This window comes from Paenibacillus sp. Pae15, from assembly GCF_024519685.1.
In the GTDB taxonomy this organism is placed as follows: domain Bacteria; phylum Bacillota; class Bacilli; order Paenibacillales; family NBRC-103111; genus Paenibacillus_G; species Paenibacillus_G naphthalenovorans.
This window is the reverse complement of record NZ_JALJRM010000013.1, coordinates 1-21,171: the sequence shown is the minus strand read 5'-3', so window position 1 is coordinate 21,171 and position 21,171 is coordinate 1. Positions and strand designations below refer to the sequence as shown.

At 47.3% G+C, this 21,171-nt stretch carries 15 protein-coding genes, 7 tRNA genes and 1 rRNA gene; 5 read left to right on the top strand and 18 right to left on the bottom strand.

What is annotated here, in order from left to right:
- Positions 1-185: 185 nt before the first annotated feature.
- From NR121_RS12690 to NR121_RS25325, 3 genes are all read right to left on the bottom strand, one after another.
- Positions 186-890: a FadR/GntR family transcriptional regulator gene (locus NR121_RS12690; protein WP_256831283.1), complete on the bottom strand. Its 705-nt coding sequence runs from the start codon at positions 888-890 to the stop codon at positions 186-188.
- A gap of 75 nt (positions 891-965) precedes the next feature.
- A complete protein-coding gene (locus tag NR121_RS12685) occupies positions 966-2,471 on the bottom strand; it encodes a tripartite tricarboxylate transporter permease (protein ID WP_256831282.1) in 1,506 nt (501 codons plus the stop codon).
- A gap of 9 nt (positions 2,472-2,480) precedes the next feature.
- Positions 2,481-2,894: a tripartite tricarboxylate transporter TctB family protein gene (locus NR121_RS25325; RefSeq protein WP_375162526.1), complete on the bottom strand. Its 414-nt coding sequence runs from the start codon at positions 2,892-2,894 to the stop codon at positions 2,481-2,483.
- A 263-nt stretch (positions 2,895-3,157) separates the two neighbouring features.
- Between NR121_RS25325 and NR121_RS12680 the strand changes: the two genes are divergently transcribed.
- Positions 3,158-3,433 (top strand): amidase family protein, encoded by a 276-nt coding sequence (locus tag NR121_RS12680; protein ID WP_062406281.1) that lies wholly within the window; start codon positions 3,158-3,160, stop codon positions 3,431-3,433.
- 147 nt (positions 3,434-3,580) lie between these two features.
- Here NR121_RS12680 and NR121_RS12675 read toward each other — a convergent pair whose 3' ends face one another.
- From NR121_RS12675 to NR121_RS12645, 7 genes are all read right to left on the bottom strand, one after another.
- Positions 3,581-5,203, bottom strand: a complete 1,623-nt coding sequence (locus NR121_RS12675; protein ID WP_256831281.1) for a glycoside hydrolase family 13 protein — start codon at positions 5,201-5,203, stop codon at positions 3,581-3,583.
- Between the two features lie 22 nt (positions 5,204-5,225).
- Complete coding sequence (locus NR121_RS12670) at positions 5,226-7,307, bottom strand: amylo-alpha-1,6-glucosidase (protein WP_256831280.1); 2,082 nt, start codon at positions 7,305-7,307, stop codon at positions 5,226-5,228.
- A 79-nt stretch (positions 7,308-7,386) separates the two neighbouring features.
- Complete coding sequence (locus tag NR121_RS12665; protein WP_256831279.1) at positions 7,387-8,211, bottom strand: carbohydrate ABC transporter permease; 825 nt, start codon at positions 8,209-8,211, stop codon at positions 7,387-7,389.
- A gap of 5 nt (positions 8,212-8,216) precedes the next feature.
- A complete protein-coding gene (locus NR121_RS12660) occupies positions 8,217-9,164 on the bottom strand; it encodes a carbohydrate ABC transporter permease (RefSeq protein ID WP_074728098.1) in 948 nt (315 codons plus the stop codon).
- Positions 9,165-9,253: 89 nt separating this feature from the next.
- The gene (locus NR121_RS12655) at positions 9,254-10,480 is read right to left on the bottom strand and encodes an ABC transporter substrate-binding protein (protein ID WP_137670618.1); all 1,227 of its coding nucleotides are present in this window, start codon (positions 10,478-10,480) and stop codon (positions 9,254-9,256) included.
- Positions 10,481-10,653: 173 nt separating this feature from the next.
- Positions 10,654-12,192 carry a response regulator transcription factor gene (locus NR121_RS12650; protein ID WP_256831278.1) on the bottom strand — a complete coding sequence of 513 codons (1,539 nt, stop codon included), beginning with the start codon at positions 12,190-12,192 and terminating at the stop codon, positions 10,654-10,656.
- The gene (locus tag NR121_RS12645; RefSeq protein ID WP_306277262.1) at positions 12,189-13,862 is read right to left on the bottom strand and encodes a sensor histidine kinase; all 1,674 of its coding nucleotides are present in this window, start codon (positions 13,860-13,862) and stop codon (positions 12,189-12,191) included. The genes NR121_RS12650 and NR121_RS12645 overlap by 4 nt, the downstream gene beginning before the upstream one ends.
- A 391-nt stretch (positions 13,863-14,253) precedes the next feature.
- On the opposite strand from NR121_RS12645, the gene NR121_RS12640 reads away from it, so the two are divergent.
- The 4 genes from NR121_RS12640 to NR121_RS12625 all read left to right on the top strand — a co-directional run bounded on the left by NR121_RS12640 (position 14,254) and on the right by NR121_RS12625 (position 19,657).
- A complete protein-coding gene (locus NR121_RS12640; RefSeq protein ID WP_174350588.1) occupies positions 14,254-15,246 on the top strand; it encodes a sugar-binding protein in 993 nt (330 codons plus the stop codon).
- On the top strand, positions 15,243-16,694 hold the full coding sequence (locus NR121_RS12635; RefSeq protein WP_174350589.1) for a sensor histidine kinase: 1,452 nt from the start codon (positions 15,243-15,245) through the stop codon (positions 16,692-16,694). Before NR121_RS12640 ends, NR121_RS12635 begins: the two co-directional genes overlap by 4 nt.
- Positions 16,669-18,012 carry an AraC family transcriptional regulator gene (locus NR121_RS12630; protein ID WP_256831275.1) on the top strand — a complete coding sequence of 448 codons (1,344 nt, stop codon included), beginning with the start codon at positions 16,669-16,671 and terminating at the stop codon, positions 18,010-18,012. The genes NR121_RS12635 and NR121_RS12630 overlap by 26 nt, the downstream gene beginning before the upstream one ends.
- A gap of 175 nt (positions 18,013-18,187) precedes the next feature.
- The gene (locus NR121_RS12625; RefSeq protein WP_074728111.1) at positions 18,188-19,657 is read left to right on the top strand and encodes a sugar porter family MFS transporter; all 1,470 of its coding nucleotides are present in this window, start codon (positions 18,188-18,190) and stop codon (positions 19,655-19,657) included.
- A 233-nt stretch (positions 19,658-19,890) separates the two neighbouring features.
- Here NR121_RS12625 and NR121_RS12620 read toward each other — a convergent pair.
- The 8 genes from NR121_RS12620 to rrf form a co-directional block, all read right to left on the bottom strand.
- Positions 19,891-19,967, bottom strand: a tRNA-Pro gene (locus NR121_RS12620).
- A 293-nt stretch (positions 19,968-20,260) separates the two neighbouring features.
- A tRNA-Arg gene (locus NR121_RS12615) sits at positions 20,261-20,334 on the bottom strand.
- A 127-nt stretch (positions 20,335-20,461) separates the two neighbouring features.
- Positions 20,462-20,533: transfer RNA gene (locus NR121_RS12610), tRNA-Gly, on the bottom strand.
- 4 nt (positions 20,534-20,537) lie between these two features.
- Positions 20,538-20,614, bottom strand: a tRNA-Met gene (locus NR121_RS12605).
- A gap of 8 nt (positions 20,615-20,622) precedes the next feature.
- Positions 20,623-20,698 (bottom strand) — tRNA-Val (locus NR121_RS12600).
- A 6-nt stretch (positions 20,699-20,704) separates the two neighbouring features.
- A tRNA-Glu gene (locus NR121_RS12595) sits at positions 20,705-20,776 on the bottom strand.
- Positions 20,777-20,817: 41 nt separating this feature from the next.
- Positions 20,818-20,893: transfer RNA gene (locus tag NR121_RS12590), tRNA-Asn, on the bottom strand.
- A gap of 5 nt (positions 20,894-20,898) precedes the next feature.
- Positions 20,899-21,015: ribosomal RNA gene (gene rrf, locus NR121_RS12585) — 5S ribosomal RNA — on the bottom strand.
- Positions 21,016-21,171 lie beyond the last annotated feature (156 nt).

Genomic DNA, 21,171 nt, shown 5'->3' with positions numbered 1-21,171 from the left:
CCCTTTTCATGTTTCCTGTCTGCCCATCAGGTTTGAAGTATTCGCTTTTTTTGTGTATACTTCACTTGGAATTGTTTTTTTATATCTTCTTCACCTCCTGTTACATGGTGTCAGCCCGCACGACTGGACACCATGTAACAGGAGGTGCTTTTTTATTGCCACTGCTCTTGTGAAAGCTTAACTTTCTAGGCCTTGCTTTCTTTTCTTTGCTTTAAAATTTTTTTCCTTACGTAGTCCAAATGTCGGTACATTTGTGCAAAAGCTTCGGACGGCGATCTCTTTTTCAATGCCTCATAAATGGCTTTATGATGTTCAACCGCAACATCCCGTTCTCTAAATTGGATGTTTTTACTCATCCGGTCAAAAGCCATCAAAAGGGAATCGATCATGCCTTCCAGAATGTAATTGTTTACGCTAAAAGCAATAATTCGATGAAACTCTTTATCCACTTGAGAATAGTCCCCCGGATGTTCAGAAAGAGCCTTAATCGTTTGGTTGAGCTCATCAAGCTGCTGATCTGTGATTTTCTCCGCAGCTATCGCAATCATACCAAGCTCCAATGCCATCCTGGCCTCGATAATGGACGGCAAATCATCCCCGGCCAGAGACAGCATATTCGTATACGGTTTACTGCTGATTTTTTCAGAAAAATACGTGCCGTCCCGCGTTTTTCTGTGAATAATCCCCAAAGATTCCAGGGAACTCATAGCCTCACGCAATACAGGTCTGCTGACTGACAGCATTTTCGTCAGTTCCGTTTCGGGATAGAGCTTATCCCCGGGCTTTAATTGCCCGGAGGCAAGAAGTTGAATGATCCTGTCAGCCACTTCTTTGGCCAATGTTTTGCGAGGGACAGAATCCAGCACGATTTCTTGTTTTTTCTTAATCAATTCATTCCACCTTCCTTTTTTATTTGCCATATTTTAAAATTGTATGACAAATAAAATGAAATTACAAACATTTCTTTACATTTCCACGTCGCTGGCCAGCATGCCCTTCTTATTCTTTATGCCAGCATAAACGCTGAAAATAAGAATAATAAAAGAGATGGACAGCAGTACAAGTGAAATCGGTCTGGAGAAAAATCCAAGAAAACTGCCTTCAAATAAAATCATCGATTGCAGCAATGAGCTTTCCAGCAATTGTCCAAGAACAAAGGTTAAAACAATCGGCGCCATTGGGATATCGAGCTTTTTCATGAAATAACCCAATACTCCGAAAATCAGCATAACCCACACATCAAACAAGCTGTTATTTACACTGAATGCGCCCAGAATGGCAACTGCAAAAATAATCGGGTATAACAGCTTCGCGGGAATCAGGGCAATTTTGGCCCACATGCCGGCCAAAGGTAAATTTAAAACCAGCAAAATCAGATTCCCGATGAACATGCTGGCAATGATTCCCCATACGACGTCGGGATTGTTTTGGAATAACGTAGGGCCGGGAGTTAAACCATGCATGATAAAGGCTCCGAACAATACGGCAATCGTAGGAGAGCTCGGGATTCCTAATGTGAACAGCGGAATTAAGGCCGCTCCGCTGTAAGAATTGTTCGCTGTTTCCGGCCCGGCAACCCCTTCGATGGCTCCTTTGCCGAAACGTGACGGATCTTTTGCCATTTTTTTCTCAAGAGAATAAGACAGGATCGCCGGTATGACGGAGTTCGAGCCCGGTACAAGTCCTACCAGGAAGCCTAACCCGGTTCCTCTTCCGATCGCGGACAGCGTCCGCCTCCATTCGTCACGGCGGGGAAGCAGCCCTTTTACTTTCGGCGGAGCTTCCAGTTTGGTGATATTCTCCATGCCAATCATAATTTCGGAAAGACCGAACAATCCCATGGATATAATGACAAAATCGATCCCGTTCATTAAATTCGGCTCATCGAAGGTAAACCGGATGGCGCCTGAAACGACATCCATGCCTATGAGAGCCAGACACAGGCCCAAAAGCGCGGAAATGATTCCATTCACAATGGATTTTCCCATAAGTCCAACCACCGTGATCAGCCCCAACAGCATGAGGGCAAAAAATTCCGGAGGACCGAATCTTAACGCGAATTGAGCTAAAGGCGGCCCGATCACCACGAGCCCAATGATGGAAACGGTTCCGCCGATAAACGAACCGATACCGGCAACCCCTAAGGCAGTCCCCGCTCTTCCCTGTTTGGCCAGAGGATGCCCGTCCAGACACGTAATTACCGAAGCCGCTTCCCCCGGTGTATTGATCAGAACGGAGGTTATCGTTCCGCCATACATTGCGCCGTAATAAATGCCCGCCAGCATAATGATGGCCGAAACCGGCTCCATGGAGAACGTGACCGGCAATAAGATCGCCGTCCCTGTAGTCGGGCCCAATCCAGGCAAAACGCCGACCAGCATCCCGATGGTAACTCCGAGTAAACAATACAGCAGGTTCGACCATGTAAGCGCTGTTTCAAAACCTTGTAATAACTGCATCAATGAATCCATTGAATCCTCCTACCATCCCAAGGCATTCACCGGAAGCGGGACCCCGAGAAATATGTGAAATACTACAAATAAGCATAAGGAAATCGCTATGGAGATCATAAGACCCGAATACCATGTAAATAATCTCCTCAGGATAAAAAACAGCATGATCGTACAGGCCATAAGAAAACCTAAATATTCAACGGTCAAAAGAAAAAAAACAAGTGAACCCACTAAAGTGACGACATTCCATAAACCGCTTCCCGTCGGAAGAATTTCTGAAAAAGCAATTTTTTCCTTGAAAGAGCTTACGATATAAGATAAAGAGAAAATGCCTAATCCTCCGCTTAACCAAAGCGGAAAAAACCCAGGACCGGGACCCGTGTCGGTGTAATAATCCAATTGAAGAGACTGACAAAAAATAACGGCCGAAAAAAGCAGCATCAGTAAGCCCATGTAAACGCTGGCATTATTTTTTACCACGCAATCACTCCCCTAATGTTTTGGTTTTTAAGCGTTTTCACAACCAACTAAGTCATATTGTAATACAAATTGAATAGTAATACAATACGTTTTTTTGCGTGATAGATTCATTGAAAACCCAAAGAAGCGCCGCAAGTTTGCAGCGCCTCGGATGATTCTCCACGTTCTCCACTTTTATTCATGCCCATGTAAGGCAGCAACCTTTTGATAAAAATCTTTGACCGATGGGTATAAGCTTCGGAGCCAACACTTCTATAGTCAATGGAATCGAATCCGATGTAACCGACGATTTGATTCGTTTGACTTCACCGAGCAACTTGACCGGCCTGCCCAGCTTAACGATCCCTTGCGGATTCAGCAATGGACTTCCCGTCGGCTTGCAGCTCATCGGTAAGGCATTGGATGAAGGCACCCTTTTAAAGGCCGGATATGCATTCGAACGCACGAACGAACTTCGCTTTACAAAGCCTATATTCGCTTCGGCCATGAAGTTGAACTAAGCCGAACTCCCCGTTTACAGCCTGCCCCGCAAATCATTCCCCGCTCAAAAAGATCGCCGGCCATTCCGATAACGGAATAGCCGGCGATTGTCCAACCTTCATCGGGATTGAACCGATTCGTTCAGATCCCCGATAAAGGTTATTGCGTTAAGATGATTTCAAACGGTATACTCTGGACTCATAGGGCCTCAGCTGCCATTCATCGCTTGGATCCGCCTGCTCCCGGTAATTCGCGATCAACAGCTCCCTTGGATATGAAATGACGGATGCAGGAAGCTCACAGACGGCCGGCTGATCCGAGATATTCAGAACGACAAGCCATTTCTCGCCGCCGAGCTCGCGCAGGTAAGCGTATATTTGCTCATGATCCTCAAGCAGCGGCTCATAGCTTCCATAAACCATCACTTCATGAGCTTTTCTCAGCTGAATGAGCTTTTTGTAGTAATAAAACACCGAATTCGGATCGGCCAAAGCCGCAGCCACGTTAATTTCCTTATAATTGGGATTCACCTTAATCCATGGCGTGCCGCTCGTAAACCCGGCGTTCTCCGAATCGTCCCACTGCACGGGCGTTCTTGAATTGTCCCTTGACAGATGAAGCAGACTTTCAAAGACTTCTTTGGGATCTCTTCCCTTCTCTACTTCTTCCCTATATTTATTTTTCATCGCGATATCGTTGTAATCCTCAATGGAATCGAAGCGGACGCCGGTCATCCCGATTTCTTCCCCTTGGTAAATGTACGGCATCCCCGGCAGCGTATGCAGCAGAGTCGCGAAGCATTTGGCGGATTCCACACGATACGTCGTATCGTTGCCGAATCTGGTAACGAGTCTGGTGTGGTCATGGTTATTTAAGAATTGCGAATTCCAGCCTTTTCCCCACATGCCATCGTACCATCTTTTCTGAATATCCTTGAACCGCAGCATGTCCCAATGCGCCATATAATCGCACACTTCAAAATGGAACAAGGTATGCAGCTCGCCGCGGTCTTCTCCAACGTAAAGCACCCCGTCCTCCGGAGTCACAAACGGAATTTCCCCCACGGTAAAAATATCGTAATGCTTCAAAACCTTCTCATGCATCTCTTGGAGATATTCATGGATCCCCGGATTATTTCCCAAATAAGAAATGTTGTCGGGATTCTCCGCATCAGGAAAACCAGCCTGTTTGGCGAGAAGATTTATGACATCCATCCGGAATCCGTCGATTCCTTTATCCAGCCAAAAACGCATCATGTCGTAAATTTCTTCCCTGACCTTCGGGTTTTCCCAGTTTAAATCAGGCTGTTCAACGGCAAAAGAATGGAAATAATATTCCCCTGTCTTTTCATCATATTCCCATGCCGAAGGCGTAAAATACGATCTCCAGTTATTAGGCTCCTTCCGCCAGATATAATAGTCTCTTTTCGGATGATCCTTGGACGATCGCGATTCCACAAACCACGGATGCCGGTCGGACGTATGATTCACGACCAAATCCATAATGAGCTTCATGCCGCGGGCGTGAACCTCTTGGAGAAGTCTGTCGAAAGTATCCATGGTTCCTGCTTTGGGCATAATGGACCGGTAATCGGAAATATCGTAACCGTTATCGACATCAGGAGAGCCGTAGCACGGATTCAGCCAAATGACATCGGCGCCAAGCTCGCGAATATAATCCAACTTTTGAATGACTCCCTCTAAATCCCCATAGCCGTCTCCATCGGTATCATAAAAGCTTCTCCAATACACCTGATAGACGACCGCTTCTTTCCACCATGTTTTTTTCATGCTCCCACTCTCTCACTTTGTTTTACTTCGATGAATGAATCAGTTCAAAGCCGGTCGTATTCTTCAGAATCTCAACCTTGACCGGGTCCGAACCGCTCCTGCTTCGGGTTACCTTCAAAGAAAGATGCCCCGCGCCAATAGGAATATGCTCGGCCAGCAGCTCGTCAATCATCTCCGGCAAAAACGGATCGATACGGATCTCCTTCTTCAGCGCGTTCGGGTGTAATCCGAGCAACGCCTGCATAAAAACAATCGCGGTCCCGGCCGCCCATGCTTGCGGAGAGCAAGTGGTTGGATACGGTACGGGATACCCGAGCTCCGAGCCATGTCCGCAGAACAATTCGGGCAGACGCTGATATTCGAAGAACCGGGATGCCGCAAGCAGGCTTGAGATGACCTTACCCGCTTCTTTCTTATAGCCCAAACGGCTTAACCCGAGCAGAATCATCCCGTTATCATGCGGCCATACGCTTCCATTGTGGTAGCTCATCGGATAATAGCCCGCGGCTTCCGTACTCATCGTGCGAATGCCAAATCCGCTGAACATGTCATCGGCAACCAGGCGCTTGGCGATCCGGTCCGCACGGGAGGCACCCGGCAAACCTGTCATTAATAAATGTCCCGGATTGGATGTCACGGATTGGACTTGCCGCCGGTCCTTGTCGAGTGCGATGGCGTAGAAATTCTCATTCTCCATCCAAAAGGCCTGTTCGAACCTCGTCCGGAACGCTTCGGCATCTTGGTCCAGCTTCTCTGCAAGCGCCATTTCACCCATCCGTTCAAAAATCGGCGCCAAGCTTTTCTTGGCCTGATAGACGTAGCCCTGCACTTCGGCCAAAGCGATCGGCGATCTCGCATACTCTCCGGAGGCGTGAACGATCGAGTTGCTCGAATCCTTCCAGCCCTGGTTAGGAAATCCCCTTTCCGCTTCCTGGTGATAAGTTAAAAAGCCCGAGCCCGCTTCGATTCCACGGTCAATCCAATCGAGCGCGCGTGCAACGTTCGGTTTTAATTCCTCAACGATCGAAAGATCCCCCGTCCAACGGACATATTCACCTAATAATACTAAAAACAAAGGTGTGGAATCAACCGATCCATAATAAGGGCCGAAAGGCGACTGATGCGTATTCACCAGTTCTCCAAAGCGGATTTCGTGCATGATTTTTCCGGGCTGCTCGTCCCGCCAAGCATCCACAGAATCCCCTTGGTAGGCGGCCAATGTTCTCAGGGTTCCCTTGACCTTCTCCGGATTTAACGGGAGCATAAACAAAGAGGTGATGAGACTGTCTCTTCCAAAGGGAACCGCAAACCAGGGCAGCCCGGCCACAGGCGTTTCTCCATATCCGACGTCGGTCATTAACATACGCAAATCCTGTACCCCGCGCCGGTATAAACCGTTAAACACATCGGCATTCGTCGTTACACGGGACGTCTCGCGGTACCATTGTTCATATGACGCTTCGAGACGCTTCAAGCCTTCTTCAAAGGAAAGAAGAACAGGCCATTTCTGCTCCAATACGGGAATGATGAAGAAGCAAATCTGCTTTATTTCTTTGGGTTCCAATGTCATGGAATAATGGACAATACCGTCGGCATCCACTTCCGACTCGTTCTGATCCCAACGGATGCAGGTCTCTCTTAGCATGTCATCCGCGCCTTGGTAACGGATCGACAAGGTCCGCTCACCCGTGACCTTTCCGATGATCTTCCCGACTTCCCCTGTTCGGTACTTCCGGACAATGAACATATCCTGAAAATCGGCGTCGAAGGCAGCCGAGAAATCAAAGGAGACGGCTTGGGGAAAGAAGTTCGTTAACGACACTCTTTCATACAATACCCCGTCGTATATAAAGTGCTCCCGATGAATTTCAATGGCTCCCTCATCCTTTCGATCCTTCATTAACCGAATGGATGCGAAGTAGCTTCGATTAGCCGATGATGAGAGCAGGGAAGGCTTCTCGCCATCGACGAACAGTTCCATCCGGCTTAAGAACCGGGTATCTTTCGTGTACAGGCCATAACCCTTTTCATTATTTTCCGTGAGTTCTCCATTTTTATCCGTCAGAAAAAACAAGTCGCCTTCTTTAATCACACTGTATTCCATGGACTAAGCCTCATTCCGTATGAATTTATTGACGATGATAACCAGATTATGAAATCCTTCATCCGATCCTGTCCCCTGGTTATCCTTTGACCCCGGAGCTGGATATGCCCTCCATGTATTGCTTCTGGAAGAAAAAGAAGAAGATCAAAATCGGCAGCATAGATAAAACACCCCCCGCCATGATCAGCGGCGTATTTTCAAAAAACATATCTTTCACGCTGTTGAGCCCCACCACGAGCACATATTTATCCGGGCTGTTAGCCAAGGTGCTTGGGATCAGGTAACTGTTCCAGGTCCCTGCAAACGCCAGGATCGACATCGTAATGAGCGGGGATTTGGCCAAAGGATACACAATGCGCCAGAAAGCCCCCATTTTCGTCAATCCATCCAGCCTTGCCGCTTCAATGAACTCGTTCGGTACGCTGATAAAAAATTGTCTCATCATGAAAATGTACAGACATTGATACAGAAACGGAACCGTTAATGCCGCAAAAGAGTTTAACCAGCCAATCTGCGCCATATTAACGTATACCGGTATCAGGATCATGTGATAGGGAACCATCATGGTGGCCACGACAATCCAATAGATGATTTTTTTTCCCGCAAAATCCAGCTTCGCAAGAGCAAAGCCGGCCATCGGATTAATCATCAAATTCCCGATAATGACGATCCCCGTCATAATGACCGTATTCAAGAACCATTTGGGCACGTTGTAAGCCTCATTCGTAAAAAATAATTTGTAATTATCCAACGTCCAGTTCGAAATTCCCGTTATTTTATTCACGTACTGCATCGGAACGAAAGAGGTGTACAACGTATAGGCGAAAGGCAGGATGAACATGCATCCAACGATCGTAATGACGGCATAAATGCCCAGCAAAGTGAATTTTTTATTGATCTGCACCAGTGTCACCCCTTATCGTCCAACCATTTTTTCTGAAGGAAGGTAATGATCATAATAATGAAGAAGAACAAGACAACCGCGGCGCTTCCGTAGCCGATGTTCATATAACGGATACCATGCTGATAGAAATAAGTAACGACCGTACTGGTTGCTCCGGCAGGCGAGCCTAACGCCCCATATCTGGAAATCGCGGCAATCTGGTCGTAGATTTGAAAGCCTAGAATGGTAGCGACGGAAACGACAAAAAACGTGATCGGCTTTAAATAAGGAACCGTAATATAACGAAATTGAGCCCATTTGGATGCGCCGTCCATTTGACCCGCTTCATATAAATCTTTAGGAACTTCCTGGAGCGCGGACAAATAAACGATCATACTGAATCCGCATTGTTGAAATATAAACAGAATACTGACGAATAGAAGGGCATAGTTCGTATCGGCAAACCAGGTCACATTCCCGAAGCCAAACAGAGAGAAAAATTCGGTAACGAAGGTCCCTTTTTTAAACAGCATCATAAACACGGTCGTAATCGCAATTTGAGAGGTGATATAAGGGATAAAAAAGACCGTTCTAAAAATGCCTTTTCCTTTGATTTTCTGGTTCACCAGAATCGCCATGAGCAATCCCAGCAGCGTTTGAACCGGCACGGCGATCACAACGATCTGCAGGGAGTGAAGTACCGCCCGGTAAAATTCAGGATCGTTCAAAATTTGAATATAGTTTTGTAATCCGATAAATTTGGCTTTGTCTAAAGCCGTGAAGCTTACCTCCTGAAAACTTCTTACGAAGGACTGCACGAATGGATATAAAAACCACCATCCCCACAGAACCAGGAACGGTAAGCTGAACAGCCAGCCGACAACCATATCCGAATCGGCAATCATACGAAACCATGACTGCTTGGGGGGGCGATTTCGCCCTATACTTACGCTTCTATTCTCATAGGAAGCCATCATGACCCTCCTGAATTCTCAAAATTTGGTTAAAAAAAAACGATTATAAAAGTGTTCCCGTTTCTCGGACGGAAACGGGAACAGATGGACTATTTAAATTGTTGCTGAACGCTGTCGAGAATCTCTTTTGGCGATTTATTCGTTCCGCCCAGAATCGATCCCTCCAGCTGTTTAACCAGCTCGTCAATGAATTTCTTGGTTTCTGTCGGATAATTGAAATCGGTGCTGTACTCTAGAGCAGGCTCCACCGCTTTGAACTCCGGATTTTCTTCAAAATATTGAGCAGAAAGACTTGGAATGGCCGGGTTAAACCCAAGCTTCAAAAATTCCGTCTGCGTCTTGTCATTCGTCAAATAGTAGGCAGCTTGCAGGGCCGCTTCCTTGTTTTTGGCATCTTTTAAGACCACATAGGCATCCGAGATCATGGTGCTGCCCTCCACCGTTCCTTTCGGTACCGGCACGGCTGCATATTTCAGATTCGGATTCGCGTCTTTCAAATATCCTTTGTACCAATAACCGCCTGTAGTCATGGCCGCTTTGCCGTTAGCAAATACCTCTCCATCCCATCCGTAACCTAACGACTTCGGAGTTACGGCTAAGCCTTCTTTATACATATCAAAGATCTTCTGCAAGGCTTGAACGTTTTCCGGGGAGTTGATCGTTTTTCCGCCGCCCCAATCGCCGCCGTAGCTTTTCACGTAGTTCGTAATGTGATAGGCGTCCAGATTGATGGTAATTCCATATACATCGTCGGTCTTCAATTTTTTTGCGGCAGCTTCTACTTCATCCCATGTTTTCGGATAGTCGCCAAGCCCTGCTTTTTTCCACAGGTCTTCGTTAATAAAGAACATGGCCGGCATACTGATATTAGGAATGCCATATTGTTTTCCGTCTTTTTTCCAGATATCCAATGAAGCAGGCGTGAAACGATTCATATCGATGCCTGCGGCAGGAATCAGCTCATCCAATGAAGCGAACAAATCTTTACTGATATATTCATTGGCCCCTTCGTTGGAGATTTTAATGAAATCCGGCGCTACGCCGGCCGCAATTTCTCCGGGAAGGATGTTCCAGAATTGCTCGCTGCTCGGATACTGCTTAATTTTCAGCTCAATATTCGGATAGGTTTCCGAGATGGAAGCCGCAGCATCCTGATATACTTTCAGGTCCTGGGCCGCTCCCCAAAATCCCATCGTGATCGTCGTCTTCTTTGGAGTATCTCCCGCTTGACTGCTGCTGTCATCGCTTCCGCATGCCGCCAAACCGGCAATCAATATGAAGGATAACAGCATAATACCCGTAAGCCTTTTCATCATATCAACTCCCCCAAATCATTGTTTTATCCTTAATGCTAATTTGATGGTAACGAAATTGGGGCAAAAAAAAAATTAATCAAATGATGATTAATTTAACAAAATGTACTTTCAATTGTAGTTCATTGTCGGGAGGATGGCTTTTTATTATTATTTTTTACTTTTCTTTAATAAAATCAAACCTTTTCTTTCCTGTATTCTTTCGGAGCCATCCCCACGTATTTATGAAAGACGATCGCAAAATGAACCTGACTGTTGAAGCCGACCAGCTCCGCCACCTCATATATTTTGTACCGGTAATCCTTTAACAGCTCTTTGGCTTTCTCAATGCGGATTTCATTAATATAATCAAACAGCCCTCTGTTCACTTCTTGTTTAAATAGTCTGCTTATATAATTGGCGCTGACATGGAAATGATCACCGAGGCTTTTCAGGGATATATTTTCTTTATAATGGGTTTCGATATACTGCATGATATTGCGGATCAGCGGGCTGTACTCTTTATTTTTTTGGGAGATCCGGGCCTCCAGTTTTTCATTAAACCGCGCGTGATAGTAAGATGACAGTTCATTAAAATCCTCAATTTCCTCCAATAGGTTTCCATTCTCCAAATATTCCTCGCCGTCCTCCATCATAAACAGCAAGCCCTGATAAATTTTATGGACATCCTTTTCGTTCATACACTCTTTATTTTGCAGATACTGCTCCCATTCCGCTAAATTAAGCGCGAATTCATCGTACTTCTCTTCCTTTAGCCCGTTTTTCATGGCTACAATATAATGATTGACCTGTTCAAGGGATGCTTCCATCTCTTCGTTTCGATTTTGATAATAAAACAGCGGGTCACTTGGATGATAAAACTTCCGTTCCAATGCCTGCTTGGCTTGTGCAGCGGCTTGTTTACCCTCCTCATAGGTTTGAAATATGTCACTAACCCCAAAAACCGTATCGATATTCACAAACCGCTTCAGAGAAGAACTGATCAGATAGACGATATCGTTCACATGGGCAAAGGAGGCCTGCATGCTCTTGATTTCACTATGGCTTACGAGGACGGCAAACAAGTTGTCCTCGATCTGTACAAATTCCACTTCTTTCTCTTTAGACAGGAGCTCGGATAAAATATTCGAAATCGTATTGGGCAGTATAGCTGCATTATCTTTCGTATATCGTTTTACGACCTGCGCATACTTTTTGATGCTAAACAATAGAACATACATGTTGCCTTCCTTTAATCTCGTTTGCCGGATCCCCTCTGTATTCCCATGAAGCCATGCTCGAAGGATGACGTCTTTGGCATGAGGCGAGCGGTTTAGAACGTCATCTGCGGCATGCCGGTCGCTTTCCATCTCCTCCTTTATTTTTTGCAGCGCGCTTTCGATTTCAAGTTCATTCATACCGGGCTTATGAAAATAATCCGATGCCCCCAGCTTCATGGCTTTTTTGACCAAAGTGAAGTCATCAAAGCTGCTTAAGATGATCACCTTGGCTTCAATTCCGATTTTTTTCATTTCAGCCAGCACTTCAAGGCCGTCTTTTTTCGGCATTTTGATATCCAGGATGATGGCATCCGGCTTTCGTTCCAGAATCAGCTTCATGGCTTCTTCGCCGTCAGCCGCTTCGCCCACGATTTCCATTCCGCCCGCTTCCCAGCGGATGGCCGATTTAAGTCCGATTCGGACCAATGGTTCATCATCCACAATTAAGACTCTCATTCAAACTCACCCGATTTTCCATTCTTAATGACGGGAATCACGATTTTTGCTGTCGTTCCGCTGTTCTCCCCGCTTGTGATCCATAAACCATAACCTTCCCCGTAATGAAGCTCTATTCTTTTGCGTATATTTTTGATGCCGATCGAATTCATCTGATCCGCCGCACTTCCTTGTTCAAGCTCCTGCTGCTCCGCCTTGGACATCCCTCTTCCGTTATCCGTCACGAGCATGATGATGCGGCCTGCTTCCTCATTGATTCGAATCTCCAGCTTCCCTTTATATGGAATTTCATCGAACCCGTGAAAGATTGCATTTTCGACCAAGGGCTGGAGAAGAAACTTCAATGTCTTGTATTCAAGTACATTCGGATCGATGGAATAAAAAACTTCAAATTTATTCAGATAACGGAAGTCCAGAATTTTCGTGTAGTTTTGAATAAATTCGACTTCCTCCCTGATGGTGACGTAATCGCTCTCGGTTTTGGCCGTAAATTTAATCACCGAGGAAAACGCGGTCAGCGCCTCTTCAATCCCGGTTGCCCCCTGGATCTTGGCCATCCATTTGATAACATTCAAGGTGTTGTACATAAAGTGGGGCCGGATTTGCGATTGCAGCGCTACAAGCTCAAGCTGCCGCTTTTCTTGTTCTTCCTTATATATCCTCTGAATCAGCCTTCGTATTTCCTTTAACATGCGGTCAATAGTGATGCTGATTCTGCCTACTTCCCCATGCTGAATGTCGATGGCGACGTCCAGGTTCCCCTGCGAGACCAGCTTCATTTTCTCATTTAAAACCGAAAGGGGCTTCGTGATGCTCGTAGCGACATAAATCGAAGCAACGATGGACAATCCAAGCAGCAGGATCAACGAAATAACAATCGTTCTTACGATAATATCCACAAAACCAAACAATTCATCCTTCGGAATCAGCGTAACGGCTTTCCAAGGGGTGATGGTGGAAGTGGAAGTGATTAAATAATGATCTTTGCTCTCTCTTGTTTCTTGTTCCTCTCCGCCGATGCCCGCCATATCCTGGCCCAGCACATCGGCTGAAGGTTTGCCTATCTCGCTGCTGTTTTTGCTGTACACTACATTTTCATTTTCATCGATCAGGTAGAAACGGGTATGCTCCGTAAATTGAATGTCACTCCATAATGTTTTCAGTTGATCGACCCCGACGTTCAACAGAATCAGCCCGAGATTTTCTTTCGTATAAGGGTCCATGATCGCCCGTCCGATCGAGACAACAGGTTTTTCATGAAAAGACAGCAATTTTTCGGGATGAATGCCGACAGGAACATATCGTCCCTTGTTGTGCAAAATGTTTTGTACAAACGGTTCATGATAAAATTCATGCTCCAAATAATGATGATCCATGTAATCGTCGTTGCTTCTGCCGATGACGATATGATTTTTGCTTTGGTAAATCACAACCGATTCAATCAAATCGGTATAGAGCAGCATGCTGTTTCTAATAATCCCGCCCACCGTTTCAAAATCCTTCTGCCTTTCATACAGGGGATAAGGATACGCGGTATAATCCTTGCGCATAATTTGAAAGATGCTCGGATCATGCTCGGGATACATCGCCAACCGTAATAATGGATTTAGAGAGCTGTCCATATTTTTCACAATTTGCTTGTTATTTTCTACTGCCGCGTCCAAAATCATACTCCGATTGGAATCCACATACAGCCAGGACAAGGTCCCGCCGATGATCACAAAAGGAATCACAATAAAGCATGAAAAAACAGCAATAAGTTTATTTCTTAAACTTATATTTCTTAATTTATTCCTGAAGCCGGTCATCCGATCACTCTTTTTCACTTCAATCTATACTTTCATTATACCAGATTCACCTGACCCGGTAACTTTCGGGTAAACCTATCGTTAATTTACCAAAAAGAAAGTAAAAAATACGATCCAAGCCTCTTCTGAGCATGGATGGGTTCCAAATCCATTCTTCATAAGACAAAAGGTTCGTCCCGCCGAAGCCATTTTGGTTTGGCTTCAAGGTTTTTGTATAATGAGCGTATATCTGAACGTTCCAAAGGAGCTGCAAATGTCGAATCGCAAATGGAATCTGGGAATTCTCCTTCTTTTTATCCTGTTCGCCTGCCTGCTTTTGAGCTTTTTGTTATCTGCGCTGCGCATCCGCGAGCTGGTTCAGCCCTTAAAATCGGGTGGTGTGGTTATAGACACACGGCATGTCGTGTTAATCTCCCAAGAGCTGGACAATCCGTTCTGGCGGGCCGTAGAGCAAGGAGCAAAGGAAGCGGCCGCGGCATACGGAATGACTCTCGAATATATGGGGCCGTTCCGAATCAATCCGGCAGAGCAGATCAAGCTGTTGGAGAAATCGATTGCCGCCAAAGCCGACGCGGTATTGATCCAGGGAATCAATGATCCTTACTATCGGACGCTGATTGACAAGGCCATGAACCAAGGAATTCCCGTGATTACCGTGGATACGGATGAACCGGGAAGTCGGAGACTGTCTTATGTAGGCACGGATAATCTGGAAGCAGGGAAAAAAATGGGCGAGCTTGTTGTACAAGCGGCGGGAGGTCAGGGCAGTATAGGTGTACTGCTCGGTAAAGCGGAGGCGGACAATCAGCGGATGCGGCTCGAAGGCTTCCGCTCGGTCATCAGCCGCTATCCGGAGCTTGCCATTGTCGATGTGCGCTCGTCGAATATCTCCCGGCTCCAGGCGGCGGGACAAACGGAAGAAATGCTTCTGAGTCATCCCCAAATCCGGTATCTGGTCGGTTTCAGCGCGCTGGACGGACCGGGAATGATGGAAGCTGTCGAACGTGTCAGTCCGCAGGGAGTGAGTATTTTCGCATTCGACGATTTGGAGGAAACAAAGGAAGGCATCCGGCAGTGCAGGATTGTGTCGACGATTGTACAGCAGCCTCATGAAATGGGATATCATGCCGTATCGATGCTGAATGATTATTTCCAAGGAAATAATTTGCAACGGCAGCATTATACCGCGATCGCTGTGCTCGACCGGAATACGGCCGGTAACGGTGCCGGAGGAAGCTGCCGATGACCATTCGACAAAAATTGCTGGTGTTTATTCCATTGCTGGTGCTGCTGGCCAATTCGGTCACATTCTTTTTGTTTGAGAGCGGAAAAATCGTGCGGCAAAGCTACGATGTAATGATGGACCGCATCCTGTTATATAAACAATCCGCTCAGACGTCCGAGGACACGCTCAGGCTGCTATATGGCTATCTGGTCAACCCCGGCGGAAGCAGCGGAGCCGAACTGGGGCAAATGCGGACCAAGCTGCAGCATATTCGCGCCGATTTTCTCGCAAAAACAAGCCCCTCTCTCCCTGCTTCGACACTGACGGGCTACGTGCATATGCTGGACACACTTCTGGAGCAGGAGCAGGCCGCACTCGCCGCAGCGGAAGCCCAGTTGCCGCGCGCCGCGCTGGACCACTACGGGGAGGCGGAGAAGACGACCGGTTTTATCCGTGAGGAGGCGCAGCGTCTCGTCGATTTGGAGCTCGGCTACTATCAGCCGGTCTACAAGCAAATTCAAAATGAGAATGCGCTCATGAACCGTTTGGGCGCGGCCGTCTTCGTCATCAATACGCTGTTGAGCATCGTGCTTGCGGTCTGGATTTCCCGCAGCATTACCGTTCCTGTCGGCCGCCTTGTCGATATGGCCAAACAGATGTCCAAGGGAAACCTGCCTGTAGATCCTGCGCCAATTCGCTCGAGCGATGAACTGGGATTATTATCGAATGCCTTTAAGCAAATGTCGACCGATCTGAAAACGTTGATCGAAAAAGACAAAGAAAGTCTGGAAAAAGACCGGTTGGTCAAAGAATTAGAGCTGCAGGCGCTGCAAAGCCAGATAAACCCCCACTTTCTGTTTAATTCGCTCAACGTGCTCTCCAAACTGGCTCTGCTGGAAGGTGCGGAAAAAACAAGTGATCTGATCATCTCCATGTCGAATCTCCTACGCTATAATTTGCGCAATCTCGATCAGCCGGTCACCCTTCAGGATGAGCTTGAAAACGTGAAGGAATACATTACGATTCAAAAGGCCCGTTTTCGGGACCGGATCCGCATCGAGATGGATATCGACGAATCCGTGCTGCAGGAGCCCATTCCCTCCCTGACGCTTCAACCCATTGTAGAAAATGCGTTCGTACACGGGATTGGAGGCATGGAGAAAGGAGCCGTCATCCGTCTTCACATTGTGCGTGCTCCGGAAGGTATACGTATCACGGTATCTGACAACGGGAGCGGAATGAGTGAGGAAGTCAGACAGGCATTACTGCGGATGGAAGCGGAGAGCGATAAAAAGAACTCTGCAGGCATCGGAACCCGAAATGTGTTCAAACGGCTGCAGTTATTTTACGGACAGCAAGCGCTTGTCGACATTGATAGCGAGCCGGGAAAAGGAACAACGGTGACGATGATCATTCCCTATCGAAAGGAAGGTACCCCAAAACATGTATCGGCTATTGATCACGGATGACGAGGATTTGGAACGGGAAGGACTGGAATGGATCATTCAGCATATGCTGCCGGATACATTCCAGGTTATCCATGCCGAGAATGGCCGGATGGCTATAGAGCGGGCCGAGGAGTATCGTCCGCATATCGTGATGATGGATGTGAATATGCCCGGTATCCAGGGGCTGGCGGCCATACGGGAAATCAAGGAACGTCTTCCGGATACGAAGTTTGTGCTGGTCACGGCCTATGATTATTTTGCTTACGCCAAAGAGGCGCTTTCGCTCGGCGTCAAAGAATACCTCGTCAAACCGGTTCGGCGCGAACAAGTGGTTAAAACGCTCGAACAGCTGGTCGGGGAGTTGGAGCTGGAGAAGCGCAAGCGAACGGATGAACTGGAACTCAGGCACAAAGTATCGCAGCTGCTGCCGATGGTAGAAAATGAGCTGGCGCTCATGTTCATGGTCGATCAAATTTTGGATACGGGCGTCGAGGAGTTGTCCGATTGGCTCGACTTTCCTCTCGATCAAGGCTGTGCGGTCGTGGTCGCTTTTCCGGAGGACGTTTATACTCTGGACAAGAAGAAGATATACGATATTATCCGCAGCTACGCCAAGACGCATGGAGCGACCTGCATTGTCAGCTCATTGATTGACCGTCATATGGCGATTTTCATGCGAAAAACACCCGGGATCCAGGATGACCAATGGAAAGAGGAAACGAAACGGTATGGAGAAAAGCTGTGTGCTTTGGCTGATCGTCAGCTCGATTTGGCGGTTTCAGTCGGCATCGGAACAGCCCGGAACGGGGCGGAAGGACTGCGCAAATCTTATTTTGAAGCGGTTTTTGCATCTACCTATTATGAACACGGCGGAACGGTATGCCACTTTGACGAGTTGAAGCATGGAGGCGGCCATGGAATCTCCGAGCGGGAAAAGTCGCCTTTAACCATGGAAACGCCTCACCGCTCCTACGTCATTTCCGCTTTGCAGCGAATCCGTGAAGAACGCGAACAGCAAACCTTGACCGTTCTGGAAAGAGCCAAGAACTATATACAGGGAAAATACACCGAGGATCTATCCCTTGAAGAAGTGGCGGACTTCGTCCATCTGAATCCCCATTATTTCAGCAAAATATTTAAACAGCGGTTTGGAGAAACGTTTATTGATTTTGTCACCGGTTTGCGAATTGCTAAAGCCAAAGAGCTGATGGCTTCGGATCATTTGAGCCTTAAGGAAATCTGCTTTATGGTAGGGTATAAAGACCCGAACTATTTTAGCCGGGTCTTCAAAAAAATCACCGGCGTTACGCCGACCGAGTATCGCGGCCAATCCAGATAAGGCTTCATCTTAACGTCCATGTCTATTACGCATGGATTTTTTTATGTTTGCAGGACAAGAATGTGCTAGTTTTTCATCAAATCACGAAAAAAAGCGGCTCGTGCAAATTAAATGCGGAAAGACCACAGATTAGTGAAGGTGATTTCTCCCTTAGTCCAAAGCTCCCCATGATATAATGAAGTTCGTTTCTGAACAAGAGACAAGGTCAAAGTCAAACCAAGGGATATATAAAAAACGGAATGTTGGAAGGGAGATAAGAAACTTGGAATTGACGATCAACAAACCGAATGAACAAGTGAGCATAAAGTTTGTAACGCTTGTTTCCATGGTTGCCGCCTTGGGTGGTTTATTATTCGGATTCGATACGGCTGTGGTATCCGGTGCGATTGGTTTTATGGAACAAAAATTTCACTTAAACAATCTGCAGGTCGGCTGGGCCGTTTCCAGTCTAATTATCGGTTGTATTGTCGGAGCTGCAGCCTCCGGTGTGCTGAGCGACAGCTTTGGCCGGAAAAAAGTGCTGATCTTCGCAGCGATTCTTTTTATCATCGGCTCGATCGGCTCCGCTATCCCGGCAACTTTCACCGGTTATATTGTTGCCCGGATCATCGGCGGAATCGGCATCGGTATTACATCCACCTTATGTCCGCTCTATAATGCGGAAATTGCACCCGCCAAATACCGGGGCCGTCTGGTCGCACTGAACCAGCTGGCCATCGTTACCGGCATTTTTCTTACGTATTTCGTGAATTTGTGGATTGCCGGATCCGGAGACGAGGCTTGGCAAATCTCCACAGCTTGGCGGTGGATGTTCGGCGTAGGCGCCATTCCCGGATTCCTGTTCCTGGTTCTGCTCTTCTTCGTACCTGAAAGCCCCAGATGGCTAATCAAGCAGGGAAGACCGGTAGAAGCGCTGCCGATTCTGCTGAGGATTCATGGCGAAGATTTGGCCAGACAGGAAGTATTGGATATCAAGGAATCGTTCAAGCAGGAAAGCGGATCGATCCGGCAGCTGTTTAATCCCGGGCTGCGGATCGCCTTGATTGTCGGGGTAGGGCTGGCTATTCTTCAGCAGATCACAGGAATTAACGCCATTATGTATTATGCCCCCGAAATTTTCAAAGCAACAGGCGCAGGTACGAATGCCTCGCTGATCCAGACCATTCTGGTCGGTTTGATCAATTTTCTTTCCACCATTCTGGCCTTGTGGCTGATTGACAAAGTTGGGCGCAAAGTACTGCTGCTGGTCGGTTCGTCCTCAATGACGCTGTGCCTGCTTGTTATAGGCTTGGCTTTTCACACGGGTAATACCTTCGGGCCAGTGGTATTGATCTTTATTTTGCTTTATGTGGCCTCCTTCGCCATCTCTCTGGGGCCGGTCGTATGGGTGATTATGTCCGAAATTTTCCCGAACCGTATCCGCGGGAAAGCTACGGCGATTGCGGCCATGGCGCTGTGGGCGGCGGATTACGTTGTATCCCAGTCGTTTCCACCCCTGCTGAGTTCCGCAGGGCCGGCGATTACCTTCTGGATCTTTGGCGCGATGTCTTTGTTCACTTTCATTTTCACCTGGCGCATTGTACCCGAAACGAAGGGCAAATCCCTCGAGGAAATCGAATCCTTATGGTCAGTGAAGAAAGCTTAATATCTATGGAAGATGCCGTCCGAAGAGGACGGCATCTTTTTTGTGGGAGGGCGACTGCAGCCAGCGGGCAGGTGCGAAACCAGGGGGGCGCGGCATCGGTTAGTTTGAAAATCAGCGCAATAGAGGTCAGTATAGTACACAGTAATAGATGTTGTATCAAGACTGAATAAACAGACATATATAAAAACATAAAAGCTGCGTGTATACGCAGCTTATCTTTTATCTAAAAATAATGGTCGGGACGACACGATTCGAACATGCGACCCCCTGGTCCCAAACCAGGTGCTCTACCAAGCTGAGCTACGTCCCGATAATATATTTTATGCCGGTAGACGGACTTGTACCGCTGCGGCTTTCCACACGATTTTAAATGGATTGCTTAGTGTCCTAAGAATGCAGCATTTCAACCGATTGCGATGCTAGCCTTCTGAAGCAATGTGCTTTCTACGAAAACTTGCAGCACCGACACTCTCATCATACTTAAGTTCACTACGTGCCCTGAGAGATGCGGCCCTTCAGGCCGACTGTGATGTGATTCCTACCGTAGCAGAGCCCGACGAACTCTTACCCTTCTCATCTATCTCAGTTCACTTTGTTTCACTACGTGCCCTGAGAGATTCGAACTCCCGACCTTTTGATTCGTAGTCAAACGCTCTATCCAGCTGAGCTAAGGGCACATATTGACGATGGAGAGGAAGACGGGATACTCTCCGTTACACTCCGAGACTGCGGAGTATTCCTAAAAAGTTGATGCTCCGACGAACCCATTTGGGTTCTCATCCTGATCTCCAAATTCATTACTGAAGCGGAAGACGGGATTCGAACCCGCGACCCTCGCCTTGGCAAGGCGATGCTCTACCCCTGAGCCACTTCCGCGTATTGGTTGCGGGGGCAGGATTTGAACCTGCGGCCTTCGGGTTATGAGCCCGACGAGCTACCGGACTGCTCCACCCCGCGATAGGATATGGTGAACGCTGACGGGATCGAACCGCCGACCCTTACCCTGTCAAGGTAATGCTCTCCCAGCTGAGCTAAGCGTTCACATAATGACCCGTAGGGGATTCGAACCCCTGTTACCTCCGTGAAAGGGAGGTGTCTTAACCCCTTGACCAACGGGCCCCGATAATATGTATTTCTATGAGATTACTTTATGGAATAGATGGCTCCCCGAACAGGACTCGAACCTGTGACAACTCGATTAACAGTCGAGTGCTCTACCAACTGAGCTATCGGGGAATATCGCTTGGCGACGTTCTACTCTCCCAGGACCCTGCGGTCCAAGTACCATCGACGCTGAAAGGCTTAACGGTCGTGTTCGGTATGGGTACGCGTGGTTCCCTTCCGCCATCATCACCAAACGTATTGATGTTTCTGCCAGGAAACATCGCATTTTCACTTTCAAGGCGGCTTGTGCCCTGAAAACTGGATCGAAACCAAGCCGCTGATCATCTTCATGTGCTTTTTTGGATAAGCCCTCGACCGATTAGTATTCGTCAGCTCCACACGTTGCCGTG

Coding starts and splice junctions, on each gene's coding strand:
- NR121_RS12685 (WP_256831282.1), bottom strand. CDS start 2,471: ATGGATTCATTGATGCAGTTATTACAAGGTTTTGAAACAGCGCTTACA.
- NR121_RS25325 (WP_375162526.1), bottom strand. CDS start 2,894: ATGCTGCTTTTTTCGGCCGTTATTTTTTGTCAGTCTCTTCAATTGGAT.
- NR121_RS12680 (WP_062406281.1), top strand. CDS start 3,158: ATGGGTATAAGCTTCGGAGCCAACACTTCTATAGTCAATGGAATCGAA.
- NR121_RS12675 (WP_256831281.1), bottom strand. CDS start 5,203: ATGAAAAAAACATGGTGGAAAGAAGCGGTCGTCTATCAGGTGTATTGG.
- NR121_RS12670 (WP_256831280.1), bottom strand. CDS start 7,307: ATGGAATACAGTGTGATTAAAGAAGGCGACTTGTTTTTTCTGACGGAT.
- NR121_RS12660 (WP_074728098.1), bottom strand. CDS start 9,164: ATGGCTTCCTATGAGAATAGAAGCGTAAGTATAGGGCGAAATCGCCCC.
- NR121_RS12655 (WP_137670618.1), bottom strand. CDS start 10,480: ATGATGAAAAGGCTTACGGGTATTATGCTGTTATCCTTCATATTGATT.
- NR121_RS12650 (WP_256831278.1), bottom strand. CDS start 12,192: ATGAGAGTCTTAATTGTGGATGATGAACCATTGGTCCGAATCGGACTT.
- NR121_RS12645 (WP_306277262.1), bottom strand. CDS start 13,862: ATGATTTTGGACGCGGCAGTAGAAAATAACAAGCAAATTGTGAAAAAT.
- NR121_RS12640 (WP_174350588.1), top strand. CDS start 14,254: ATGTCGAATCGCAAATGGAATCTGGGAATTCTCCTTCTTTTTATCCTG.
- NR121_RS12635 (WP_174350589.1), top strand. CDS start 15,243: ATGACCATTCGACAAAAATTGCTGGTGTTTATTCCATTGCTGGTGCTG.
- NR121_RS12630 (WP_256831275.1), top strand. CDS start 16,669: ATGTATCGGCTATTGATCACGGATGACGAGGATTTGGAACGGGAAGGA.
- NR121_RS12625 (WP_074728111.1), top strand. CDS start 18,188: ATGAAGTTCGTTTCTGAACAAGAGACAAGGTCAAAGTCAAACCAAGGG.